Source organism: Paracoccus zhejiangensis, assembly GCF_002847445.1.
GTDB lineage: Bacteria > Pseudomonadota > Alphaproteobacteria > Rhodobacterales > Rhodobacteraceae > Paracoccus > Paracoccus zhejiangensis.
On sequence record NZ_CP025430.1, the window covers coordinates 1,412,672 to 1,423,988 of the forward strand.

Consider the following 11,317-nt stretch of genomic DNA (forward strand, 5'->3'; position numbering starts at 1 on the left):
CGCAGCGTCTGGTCATGCGCCCAATCAGGCTTATGCTGGGATGAACGCAATGCCGCCCGCGAAAGGTCCCGCCATGCGATCCGCGATCCGCCCTGCCCTGATGCTCTGCCTCATCACCGCTGCCTGCGGCCCCGCGCCCGGCTTGCGCCCGGCGGGCGGCGGCTGGGGCGATGTGCCCGCGATCAGCGCCGGCGATTACCTGCTGCGCGATGCGGCGATGTTCGGCCTGACCGGGCAGGAATCGCTGGACGAGGCCGGGGCGGTGATCCAGTCGCGGCTGGCGCCGGCCGAGCGGCCCGAGGGAAACTACGCCGAGACGCTGAAGATCTTTTCGGGCGAGATCATCGGGCTTGACCGCGGCGCGGTGGTGCTGACCCAGAGCGGGCTGCCCGATGACGCGGTCGAGACCGAGCAGCACGTGATCGAATTTGCCATCTACGCCGAAACCGGCGCGGCGGCGGCCACGGCCTATGGCACGCGGCAGACATGCCGGCGCGGGGGCAATCCGGGGGTCTTCACCAACCGACCCTGCCCCTGACGCGCAAAGAGAGGGCCGGCGGGCGACCGCGGGCTTCCGCTGCTGGCGGTTGAAGGCAGACGCTTTATGGCGCCAGCATATCGAACGGCTGTTCGGCGCTGATCGGCACCAAAGCGGACGCCCGATGGGGCGGTCGTCCGCTGGCCCGGGCGCGCTTCGCGCTTGTCCCCGGGCCGGGTCTGCAAGTTTGCCTAATACAGGCCGCCCGAGGACAGTGTGCCGAAATCGGCCTTCTTCGGGATCACCCGCTTCTGGCCCGTCGAGGTGGTGACGGCGGTGGCGCCGGCGCCGGGGGCCGAGGCCTCCCAGGGCAGCACCACGTCGCCATCGCCAAAGCCTGCGACGATGACCGGCGAGTTCCAGCTGGGGTCGCTGCCATCGCGGAAATACTCGGCGATCACGTCATCGCCGGTGGCGTTGTCGGCCATGCGCTGGCCGGTATGGCGGTTGATCTTGACCCAGTAGCCGCCGGGCGGAACCTTGAACTCGGTGCCGCCATATTGCTTCACCGCCTCGCGCATGAAGGCGTTGAACACCGGCACGCACAGCGTCCCGCCAAAGGCGTTCTCGCCCAGGGTGCGCGGGGTGTCATAGCCCAGATAGCAGCCGGCGACGATGTTCGACGAGAAGCCGATGAACCACACGTCCTTGGCGTCATTGGTGGTGCCGGTCTTGCCGGCGATCGGCACCGGCAGGTTCACGCCCTTGCCCGAGCCGCGCTTGACCACGCCTTCCATCATCGAGGTCAGCTGATAGGCGGTCACCGCATCCATCACCCGCTCGCGGTTGTTGTCGATGACCGGCCCCTGCCCGGCGGGCAGCGCCTGCTGGCCGCAGCTTTCGCAGATCCGCTTGTCATGGCGATAGACGGTGCGGCCACGGCGGTCCTGCACCCGGTCGACCAGCGTCGGCTCTACCCGCTCGCCGCCATTGGCGAACATGGCATAGGCGGCAACCATCTTGAACAGCGTGGTTTCCTGCGCGCCGAGGCTGTTGGCGAGGAACGGGTCCAGATGGTCATAGACGCCGAAGCGCTCGGCATATTCGGCCACCCGCTCCATGCCGATATCGTCGGCGATGCGGATGGTCATCAGGTTCCGCGACTGCTCGATCCCGGTGCGCAAGGGCGTCGGGCCATAGAAATTGCCACCGGCATTCTTCGGCGTCCACAACCCTTGCGGCGTGTTGATCTTGATCGGCTCGTCGACGACGATCGTCGCCGGGGTGTAGTTGTTGTCCAGCGCGGCGGCATAGACGAAGGGCTTGAAGCTCGAGCCCGGCTGGCGCATCGCCTGTGTCGCACGGTTGAAGACCGAGGACTGGTAGGAAAAGCCGCCCTGCATCGCCACGACGCGGCCGGTATTCACGTCCATCGCCATGAAGCCGCCCTCGACCTCGGGCACCTGCCGCAAGGTCCAGCGGATGAAAGCGCCGCTGCCATCCTCGGTCATGGCGCGGACCAGCACCACGTCCCCGACCGAGACCAGGTCGCCCGCCACCTGCGCGCGGGGACCGAGCTTGCCATCGGCCTGACGCTTGCGCGCCCATTGCACGTCCTTGGCCGGGATCCAGTGGCCGTCGGCATCTTCCTCGATGCCCTCGATGCCGATGCGGGCATCGCTCTGGCCAAGTTCCAGCACCACCGCCGGGATCCAGCCCGGAATGTCGCGCGGCGCCTCGGTCTCGAACAGCGCCCCGCGCCATGCGGCCTCGTCGGTCAGCGCCTCGGGCGGAAGGGTCAGGCCGGTGCCGCGCCAGACGCCACGCCCGCGGTCGTAATCCTCCAGCGCCTCGCGCAGCGCATCGGCGGCGACGTTCTGCATGTCGGGCTCGACGGTGGCGCGGATGGTCAGACCGCCGCCGAAGAATTCCTCTTCGCCGAACTCCCGGCTCAGCTGGCGGCGGATCTCGTCGGTGAAATAATCACGCGGCGGCAGTTGCTCCTGGAACGAGGGGAAATCACCGTTCTGGACCGAGCGCAGCGGCAGCTTGGATTCGCTCTCATAGGTCGCCTGCTCGATATAGCCGTTCTGCCACATCTCGCGCAGGACATAGTTGCGCCGTTCCGTCACCCGGTCCTTGGCGCGGACGGGGTGATAGCGGCCGGGCGCCTGCGGCATGGCGGCCAGGGTCGCGGCCTCGTGCGGGGACAGTTCGCTGAGCGTCTTGTTGAAATAGGTTTGGGCGGCGGCGGCAACGCCGAAGCTGTTCTGGCCGAGGAAAATCTCGTTCAGGTACAGCTCGAGGATCTGGTCCTTGGTCAACGTATCCTCGAGCCGGGTGGCGAGGATCAGTTCCTTGACCTTGCGCTCGATGCTGCGGTCGCTGGACAGCAGGAAGTTTTTCATCACCTGCTGAGTGATGGTCGATGCACCGCGCACATTGCTGCCGCCCGAGCGCACGGCCTCGACCATGGCGCCAATCATGCCGCGCGGGTCATAGCCCGGATGGGTGTAGAAATTCTTGTCCTCGGCGCTGATGAAGGCCTGCTTCACCAGGTCGGGGATCTCGTCGATCGGCACGAACAACCGGCGCTCCTGCGCGAATTCGTCAATCAGCCGGCCCTCGCCGGAATAGATCCGACTGATGGTCTTGGGGGTGTATTGCGCCAGCGTCTCGTGGCTCGGCAGGTCGCGGGAATAGATCCAGAAGATCCCGCCGATGGTCAGCGCGACAAAGACGGCCGCTGTCACGACCCAGGAAAAGATGCCACCGAAGAAAGAAAAGATGCTGCGCAGCAAGGACCGGACCTTTCGTGAATCGCCTGCCTCTATAGTCTCTGGGCCGGGGCGCGTCAAAACAACCTTGGGTTATTGGCTTGCGCCGGCCCGGCCTGTCTTCTGCCCCGTTCACAGCCTTGCGCGCGGACCCGCTTGGCATTGCCGCCCGGGTCTCGATGGCGTATCTGCGGGGGCGAAACCCGGAGGTCCCGATGACCCACAACCCGATCCGCCCCTGGCGCAACATCGAGCGGCGCAAGTCGCGGCAGATCATGGTCGGCAATGTGCCGGTCGGCGGCGATGCCCCGATCTCGGTGCAGACCATGACCAACACCAATGGCCATGACGTCAAGGCGACGCTGGCGCAGGTGATCGCGGCGGCCGAGGCCGGCGCCGATATCGTCCGCATCAGCGCCCCTGATCAGGAAACCACCAAGGCTTTGCGCGAGATCTGCCGCGAAAGCCCGGTGCCGATCGTCGCGGACATCCATTTCCACTACAAGCGCGCCATCGAGGCGGCCGAGGCCGGCGCCGCCTGCCTGCGTATCAACCCGGGCAATATCGGCGATGCCGCCCGCGTGCGCGAGGTTATCAAGGCGGCCAAGGACCACGGCTGCTCGATCCGCATCGGCGTGAATGCCGGGTCGCTGGAAAAGCACCTCCTGGAGAAATACGGCGAGCCCTGCCCCGATGCGATGGTCGAAAGCGGCCTCGACCACATCAAGATCCTGCAGGACAACGACTTCCACGAGTTCAAGATCAGCGTGAAGGCCTCGGACGTGTTCCTGTCCGCCGCCGCCTATCAGCAGCTGGCCGAGGCGACCGATGCCCCGATCCATCTGGGCATCACCGAGGCCGGCGGCTTTGTCGGGGGCACGGTGAAATCCGCCATCGGGCTCGGGAACCTGCTGTGGTCGGGCATTGGCGACACCATCCGGGTCAGCCTCTCGGCCGATCCGGTGCAAGAGGTGAAGGTCGGCTTCGAGATCCTGAAATCTCTGGGTCTGCGCACCCGCGGCGTTCAGATCATCTCCTGCCCCAGCTGCGCGCGGCAGGGGTTCGACGTGATCCGCACGGTCGAGACGCTGGAGCAGCGGCTGGAACATATCAAGACGCCGATGTCGCTCTCGATCATCGGCTGCGTGGTGAACGGGCCGGGCGAGGCGCTGATGACCGATATCGGTTTCACCGGCGGCGGCGCGGGCAGCGGCATGGTCTACCTGGCCGGCAAGCAGGCGCACAAGATGACCAATGCGCAGATGGTCGACCACATCGTCGAACTGGTCGAGGAACGCGCCTCGAAGCTCGAGGCCGAGGCGGCGAAGGCGGCCGAATAACCGGCCTTGCCGGCGGGTCGTCCCGGCGGCAGGGTGGCTGCATGAACCATGAGCCGGATACCTGGATCGCGCTGATCCGCGCCATTGGCGGCAGCACCCATGCGAAACTGTCGATGGCCGACCTGCGCGGGGCCTGCGAGGCGCGCGGGTTTCGCGGCCCGCGGACAGTTCTCGCCACCGGCAATGTCGTCTTTCGCTCGGCACAGCCCGAAGCCGAGATCGGCGACCATCTCAACGGGATCATGGCGGCGCATGGGCTGACGAATGCGGTCTTCCTGCGCCGCCCGGCGGAGTTGCGGCAGGTCCTGAACGCGAACCCCTTCCCCGAGGTCGCCACGGAACGCCCCAGCCGTCTCTTGGTGATGTTCCTGTCGCAGCCGCCCGACCCTGCCGCCGATTGCCTGCCCACCGGCTATCCCGGCCCGGAGCGCTTGAGGCTGGTCGGCCGCGAGGTCTTCATCGACTATCCCGAGACCATCGGCCAGTCGAAGCTGACCCCGGCCCGGCTGGAACGGCATTTCGGCCAGCCTGGCACGGCGCGGAACTGGAACAGCCTCGGCAAGATCCTAGCCGCCTGCGCGCCGGGCTGAGCCTCATAGGCGACTATTTGCGGATTCTGCACGCAGAGGGGGAACAATCCCCTCACGGGTCTGTTATCATCCTACCTTGGTAGCATGGGGGAGGGACCAGTTATGTCACCATTCGGAACCATGTCGCGGCGCAGCCTGCTGACCCTGATCGGGGCGACGGCGGGCAGCGCAGCGATGCTGCGGGCGATGACCACGATGGGTCACGCACAGGAAAGCGATTACAAGCCGGTGAAGCTCGAGGGCGACCCCAAGGGCGCCTCGGTCGTCATCCTTGGCGCCGGTCTTGCGGGGATGACCGCGGCGCTGGAACTGCGCGATGCGGGCTACAAGGTCACCATCCTCGAATACCAGAAACGCGCCGGAGGCCGCTGCATCACCCTGCGCGGTGGCGACGAGGTGCACGAGATGGGCGGTTTCGTCCAGAAGGTCGGCTTCTCGGAAGGCCAGTTCTTCAACAACGGACCCTGGCGCATCCCGCATCACCACCAGGGGGTGATCCATTACTGCCAGCGCCTCGGTGTCGCCCTGCAACCCTTCGTTCAGGAAAACCTCAGCGCCTACCTGCATTCCAAGGATGCCTTCGACGGCAAGCCGCAGCGCCAGTCCTGGATCAAGGCCGATTACCAGGGCCATGTGACCGAGCTTCTGACCAAGGCGGTCAATGCCGGCGCGCTGGATGACGAGGTGACCGGCGAGACCAAGGACATGCTCTTGGAAAGCCTGCGCGAGTATGGCGCGCTGGACAAGGACATGCGCTATGCCAGCAATATCGGCACCTCGAACCTGCGCGGCTATGACAAGCCCGCCGGCGGCGGCATGACCTCGGCCCCCGTTCCCTCGACGCCGATCGGGCGCGACGACCTGCTGCGCTCGGGCCTCTGGCATCACCTGCGCGAGCATGACATCTACGAACACCACGCCCCGCTGTTCCAGCCCATCGGCGGCATGGACATGATCGCCCGTGGTTTTGCCAACGAGGTCGGCGACCTGATCACCTATGACGCCCGCGTCACCCGCATCGCGCAAAGCGAGACCGGCGTGACCATCGATTACGACAGCTCCTCGGGCGAGGGTGAAGGTGGGCAGGTGACGGCGGATTACTGCGTCTGCACCATCCCCTTCTCGGTTCTGGGCCAGATCGAGGCCGACCTGTCCTCGGACCTGCAGAACGCCGTCGATACCGTCTGGTATTACGAGGGCTTCAAGGCCGGGCTGGAGATGAAGCGCCGCTTCTGGGAGCAGGACGAGAAGATCTATGGCGGGATCACCTTCACCGATCTCTCCATCGGCCAGATCAGCTATCCCTCCGCCGACATGATGAGCGCCGGGCCGGGCGTGCTTCTGGGCGCCTACCAGTTCGGCAAGCCCGCCTATGAATTCACCGCGCTGACGCCCGAACAGCGGATCGAGCGCTGCCTGGCCGATGGCGAGAAGATCCACGGGCCGAACTATCGCCAGGAATTCACCGCCGGCGCCAGCTTCGGCTGGCACCGCAATTCCTGGACCCTTGGCTGCTATGGCCATTGGGACGAGTATGGCGACACCTTCTTCAAGGCCTGCGAGGTCGATCGTCGGCTGGTCTGCGCCGGAGAGCACCTGTCGCAATGGCCGGGCTGGCAGGAGGGCGCCATCCTGTCGGCGCTGGACGCCATCACCCGCCTGCATCAACGCGTCATCGCCGGCTGAGGAGGACCGAACCATGAAACCGATCATTCCGACCCTTCTGGCGGCGCTGATGCTGACCGCCCCGGCTTTTGCGCAGGAAGCCGCACCTGAAGCCACCCCGGAAGCTGCCGAGGCCGAAGCGGCGACCGCCGAGGCAACCGCAGTGGCCGAGGCCGATGCCACGCCCCCGGCTGCCGAGGACGCCGCCCCCGGAACGGCGCAGGCCATGCCCTTGACCCAGACCATCACTGACATCATCACCGACGCGCCCGACAGCGCGGCGGCGGAAGCCGCTGCCGGGGCGCTGACCAGCGCAACCGCGCCGGGCCTTGATGATGGCAGCGAGCAGCTTGGTTTTTCGACCGGCGAGGAAATCTACCAATATCTCTGCCGGGGCTGCCACCAGTATGACGGCTCGGGGGCCAAGGGTGCCGGTGCCTACCCGGCGCTTGCGGGCAACGAGAACCTCGAATTCGGCGACTATCCGGTGATGCTGGTGGTCAATGGCCAGAAGGGCATGCCGCCCTTGGGTCATATGCTGTCGGACGAGCAGGTCGTGGCCGTGGTCACCTATATCCAGACCAGCTTCGGCAACAGCTATACCGAACACCCGACGGTCGAGACGGTCGCCGGCGTCCGCCCGGAAGAACCGACCGCCAGCGCCGGCGGCTCGGGCGGCAACTGACAAGGCGGCGCGCTGGCCGCTCCGGCTGGCGCGCCTTGCCGCAAGGCGCCGAACGTCATCGATGACTTGGGATGATGGTAGGCCCGGCAGGACTTGAACCCGCAACCAAGGCGTTATGAGCGCCCTGCTCTAACCAATTGAGCTACAGGCCCCCAATGATCGCCATCCTCGTAGAACCTGCGCCGCGCCCGGTCAAGGCGCGGCGCAGGGCCCTTTCATCTGGCACGGATCATTCGGCGTCGAGGAAGGCCTTCAGCCGGTCGCTGGCCTGGGCGATGTTCAGCACCCCGTCCAGATGGCCGCGGGTGCCCTGCAGCTCGACGATCTCGACCGGGGTGCCGTCGGATTTGATGATGCCGGCGGTTTCGCGCACGGCGTCACCCGGAAAGACCAGGTCCTCATCGGTATGGATCAGCATCACCGGCACGTCGATGTTGAGCAGGCCCTTGTAGATCCCGTCCTCGGGATGGCCGGCGACGAATTGCTGGCAGGCGCGCACGAGATAGAGGAAATGGTTCGCATCCGACAGGCTGGCCCGCGCCGCGCCGGCCTTGTTCAGCGCATCGACCACGGCATAGTCATTGGCCCAGGCCTTGCCCGGATCGGCACCCTCGGCCGCCCAGTTGCGCCCGAAGGTGCCATTGGTCCATTCCGCCGAATTGGCGTGCAGCGTCACCACCTTCAGCGCATCGGCCAGCCCGGCATTGGGTGCTTCACCCTCGTAATAGTCCCCGCCGTTCCAGTTCGCATCGAGCTTGATGGGCGAGGCCCAGACATCCAGCCAGGCGATCAGGTCGGCATCGGCCCAGCCCGAGGCGATGACCGGGATCACCCGCTCCAAGAGATCGGGATGCCGCGCCGCCCATTCATAGCTTTGCAGGCCCCCCATCGAGGCGCCCATGACCGCGTGCCATTTCGGAATGCCCAGCTGATCCATCAGCCCCTTCTGCGTCTCGACGAAATCGCCGATGGTCAGGATCGGAAAATCCATGCCCCAGGGCTTGCCGGTCGCCGGGTTCACCGAGGCCGGGCCGGTGGTGATGACATTCGGATCATTGGCGCCAAGGTTCACCGGGCTGTCCACGGCGACGACGAAATACTTGTCGGTGTCGATTGCCTTGCCCGAACCGATGATCGTGTCCCAATAGCCGGGTGCCGCATCGGACTCGGCATATTTCCCCGCCGCATGGCTGTTGCCGCTGAAGTAATGCGGGATCAGGATGGCATTGTCCTTGGCCTCGTTCAGCGTGCCATAGGTCTCGTAGCCCAGGGTCATCTCGGGGATGGTCGCGCCGCCATCGGTGGTGAAATCGGTCAGGGTGAAGGATTGCTTCTCGACCAGCGGCTCATAGGCGAATGCAGGGCCGGCGGCGATCAGCGCGGCGATCAGGGCGAAATGTTTCATGCAAATATCCCGGTTGGTTTCCGTACCCGGGTATCGAACAAAGAGCTTAAGGATTCGTAAAGGTGTAATTCAACCTAGGCGGTCGGCTTGCGGCGCACATACAGCTCCAGCCGGTGATGGACGATCTCATAGCCCATCTCGGCGGCAATCTCGGCCTGCAGGCGCTCGATCCGGTCATTGGTGAACTCGATCACCTGCCCGGTCTCCACGTCGATCATGTGGTCGTGGTGGTGCTGGTCAGCCGGCTCCCACCGCGCCGGTTCGCCCTGGAATTCCAGCTTCTCGATGACGCCCTGCGCCTGCAGCGTGGTCAGGGTGCGATAGACGGTGGCCAGCGACACTCCAGCCCCTGCCGCCTCGGCGCGGCGGTGCAATTCCGTCGCATCGGGGTGATCGGCGCAATCGGCCAGCACGCTCAAGAGCAGCTTGCGCTGGCGGGTGATGCGGACGCCGGCATCGCGGAGCGCGGTTTCCAGTTGCAGGGCACGGGACTCGGACATGGGACTGTCATGCCCCAGCACGGCACCAGTTGCAACTAGCCAGTTGCGAATCAATCGCAACTGTTGACAGTTGAGAATGATTCGCAGATACAAGGCGCATCATGACCCCGAACCCGATCCGGACCCTCAGCCGCCTTGCCCTTGCCGCCCTCTTGCCGCTGCTGCTGGCCCAGCCCGCGCTGGCCGAGCGGCTGAAGGTCGTCACCACCTTCACCATCATCGCCGACATGGCCCGCAACGTGGCCGGAGATGCGGCGGATGTGGAATCGATCACCCGCCCCGGCGCCGATATCCACGCCTACCAGCCAACGGCAGGTGACATGATCCGGGCCTCGGATGTCGGGCTGATCCTCGCCAACGGGATGAATCTCGAGGCCTGGTTCCAGCAGTTCATCGAAAAGCTGGGCGATGTGCCGGTGGCGGTGGTCAGCGAGGGGGTCGAGCCCATCGCCATCCGCGGCGGCGACTATGACGGCAAGCCCAATCCCCATGCCTGGATGTCGCTGTCGAGCGCGCTGGTCTATGTCGAGAACATCGCCACCGCGCTGGCTGAGGCCGATCCGCAGAACGCCGCCACCTACCGGCAGAATGCGGAAGGTTACAAGGCGCAGATCGAGGCCGCGCTTGGCCCCCTGCGCGAGGCCGCCCATGCCCTGCCCGACAACCGCCGCTGGCTGGTCAGTTCCGAGGGCGCCTTCTCCTACCTCACCCGCGATTACGGGCTGAACGAGCTGTTTCTCTGGCCGATCAATTCCGACGGACAGGGCACGCCGCAGCAGGTGCGCCGGGTGATCGACACGGTTCGAGCCGAAAAGATCCCGGTGGTCTTTTCCGAATCCACCGTCTCGGACCGCCCCGCCCGCGCCATCGCCGCCGAAACCGGGGCGCGCTATGGCGGGCAGCTTTACGTCGACAGCCTGTCCGAAGCCGACGGGCCGGTGCCGACCTATCTGGACCTCTTGAAGGTCACCAGCGAAACCATCCTGACCGAGTTGCAGAAATGACCGATGGCATCACTGTTTCCGACCTGACCGTCACCTATCGCAACGGCCACACGGCCCTGCGCGAGGCCAGCCTGACCGTACCGGAAGGCTCGATCACCGCGCTGGTCGGCGTGAACGGCGCGGGGAAATCGACTCTCTTCAAGGCGCTGATGGGGTTCATCCCTGCCGCACAGGGCAAGATTACCGTGCTGGGTGGCAGCGTCGCCGAGGCACTTGGCAAGAACCTGATCGCCTATGTCCCGCAGGCCGAAGAGGTCGACTGGACCTTCCCGGTCCTCGTCGAGGATGTGGTGATGATGGGCCGCTATGGTCATATGGGCTTCCTGCGCCGCCCGCGCGCCGTGGACAAACAGGCGGTCACCGAGGCCCTTGCCCGCGTCGGCATGGCCGAGTTCCGCCAGCGCCAGATCGGAGAGCTGTCGGGCGGGCAGAAAAAGCGCGTCTTCCTCGCCCGGGCCCTGGCGCAGGAGGGCCGGGTGATCCTCCTCGATGAGCCCTTCACCGGCGTGGATGTGAAGACCGAGGAGGCGATCATCACGCTTCTGCGCGAGATGCGGGCCGAGGGGCGGGTGATCCTCGTCTCGACCCATGACCTCGGATCGGTACCCGAATATTGCGACCGGGTGGTGCTGGTCAAAGGCACGGTTCTGGCCTCGGGACCGGTCGCCACCACCTTCACGCCGGAGAACCTGAAACGCGCCTTCGGCGGCGTCTTGCGCCATTTCGTCCTTGGCGGCGCGGCGCTGCATGACGATCCCGATGCCCGTGCCGTCGATGTCTTCAGCGACGACGAACGCCCGCTGATCTTCTATGACCAGCAGGCCCGCACCAAAGACAGCGCATGATGCGGCCCGCTTCTTCTTCACCGAAATA

10 protein-coding genes and 1 tRNA gene are annotated in these 11,317 nt (G+C 65.7%); 7 read left to right on the forward strand and 4 right to left on the reverse strand.

Going from position 1 to position 11,317, the window contains the following annotated elements; translation table 11 throughout:
* Positions 1 to 73: 73 nt before the first annotated feature.
* Positions 74 to 538, forward strand: a complete 465-nt coding sequence (locus CX676_RS06955) for a hypothetical protein (protein ID WP_157935866.1) — start codon at positions 74 to 76, stop codon at positions 536 to 538.
* Between the two features lie 191 nt (positions 539 to 729).
* Here the strand turns inward: CX676_RS06955 and CX676_RS06960 are convergent, their stop codons facing one another.
* The gene (locus tag CX676_RS06960) at positions 730 to 3,279 is read right to left on the reverse strand and encodes a penicillin-binding protein 1A (protein WP_101751972.1); all 2,550 of its coding nucleotides are present in this window, start codon (positions 3,277 to 3,279) and stop codon (positions 730 to 732) included.
* 191 nt (positions 3,280 to 3,470) lie between these two features.
* Here CX676_RS06960 and ispG point away from each other — a divergent pair, with 191 nt between their 5' ends.
* The 4 genes from ispG (at position 3,471) to CX676_RS06980 (ending at position 7,535) form a co-directional block, all read left to right on the forward strand.
* Positions 3,471 to 4,595, forward strand: coding sequence for a flavodoxin-dependent (E)-4-hydroxy-3-methylbut-2-enyl-diphosphate synthase (gene ispG, locus CX676_RS06965; protein WP_101754193.1), 1,125 nt, complete (start codon positions 3,471 to 3,473; stop codon positions 4,593 to 4,595).
* Between the two features lie 41 nt (positions 4,596 to 4,636).
* On the forward strand, positions 4,637 to 5,185 hold the full coding sequence (locus CX676_RS06970; protein ID WP_101751973.1) for a DUF1697 domain-containing protein: 549 nt from the start codon (positions 4,637 to 4,639) through the stop codon (positions 5,183 to 5,185).
* 102 nt (positions 5,186 to 5,287) lie between these two features.
* Positions 5,288 to 6,871 carry a flavin monoamine oxidase family protein gene (locus CX676_RS06975; RefSeq protein WP_232816606.1) on the forward strand — a complete coding sequence of 528 codons (1,584 nt, stop codon included), beginning with the start codon at positions 5,288 to 5,290 and terminating at the stop codon, positions 6,869 to 6,871.
* Between the two features lie 13 nt (positions 6,872 to 6,884).
* Complete coding sequence (locus tag CX676_RS06980; RefSeq protein WP_101751975.1) at positions 6,885 to 7,535, forward strand: c-type cytochrome; 651 nt, start codon at positions 6,885 to 6,887, stop codon at positions 7,533 to 7,535.
* 75 nt (positions 7,536 to 7,610) lie between these two features.
* Here CX676_RS06980 and CX676_RS06985 read toward each other — a convergent pair.
* From CX676_RS06985 to CX676_RS06995, 3 genes are all read right to left on the reverse strand, one after another.
* A tRNA-Ile gene (locus CX676_RS06985) sits at positions 7,611 to 7,687 on the reverse strand.
* Positions 7,688 to 7,764: 77 nt separating this feature from the next.
* Positions 7,765 to 8,940, reverse strand: a complete 1,176-nt coding sequence (locus CX676_RS06990) for an E22 family MetX-like putative esterase (RefSeq protein WP_101751976.1) — start codon at positions 8,938 to 8,940, stop codon at positions 7,765 to 7,767.
* Positions 8,941 to 9,014: 74 nt separating this feature from the next.
* Positions 9,015 to 9,440: a Fur family transcriptional regulator gene (locus CX676_RS06995; RefSeq protein WP_101751977.1), complete on the reverse strand. Its 426-nt coding sequence runs from the start codon at positions 9,438 to 9,440 to the stop codon at positions 9,015 to 9,017.
* Between the two features lie 101 nt (positions 9,441 to 9,541).
* On the opposite strand from CX676_RS06995, the gene CX676_RS07000 reads away from it, so the two are divergent.
* Both CX676_RS07000 and CX676_RS07005 read left to right on the forward strand, forming a co-directional pair.
* A complete protein-coding gene (locus CX676_RS07000; protein ID WP_101751978.1) occupies positions 9,542 to 10,444 on the forward strand; it encodes a metal ABC transporter substrate-binding protein in 903 nt (300 codons plus the stop codon).
* Complete coding sequence (locus tag CX676_RS07005) at positions 10,441 to 11,289, forward strand: manganese/iron ABC transporter ATP-binding protein (RefSeq protein ID WP_101751979.1); 849 nt, start codon at positions 10,441 to 10,443, stop codon at positions 11,287 to 11,289. The genes CX676_RS07000 and CX676_RS07005 overlap by 4 nt, the downstream gene beginning before the upstream one ends.
* Positions 11,290 to 11,317 lie beyond the last annotated feature (28 nt).

Coding starts and splice junctions, on each gene's coding strand:
- CX676_RS07005 (WP_101751979.1), top strand. CDS start 10,441: ATGACCGATGGCATCACTGTTTCCGACCTGACCGTCACCTATCGCAAC.
- CX676_RS06975 (WP_232816606.1), top strand. CDS start 5,288: ATGTCACCATTCGGAACCATGTCGCGGCGCAGCCTGCTGACCCTGATC.
- CX676_RS06995 (WP_101751977.1), bottom strand. CDS start 9,440: ATGTCCGAGTCCCGTGCCCTGCAACTGGAAACCGCGCTCCGCGATGCC.
- CX676_RS06970 (WP_101751973.1), top strand. CDS start 4,637: ATGAACCATGAGCCGGATACCTGGATCGCGCTGATCCGCGCCATTGGC.
- CX676_RS06980 (WP_101751975.1), top strand. CDS start 6,885: ATGAAACCGATCATTCCGACCCTTCTGGCGGCGCTGATGCTGACCGCC.
- ispG (WP_101754193.1), top strand. CDS start 3,471: ATGACCCACAACCCGATCCGCCCCTGGCGCAACATCGAGCGGCGCAAG.
- CX676_RS07000 (WP_101751978.1), top strand. CDS start 9,542: ATGACCCCGAACCCGATCCGGACCCTCAGCCGCCTTGCCCTTGCCGCC.
- CX676_RS06955 (WP_157935866.1), top strand. CDS start 74: ATGCGATCCGCGATCCGCCCTGCCCTGATGCTCTGCCTCATCACCGCT.
- CX676_RS06990 (WP_101751976.1), bottom strand. CDS start 8,940: ATGAAACATTTCGCCCTGATCGCCGCGCTGATCGCCGCCGGCCCTGCA.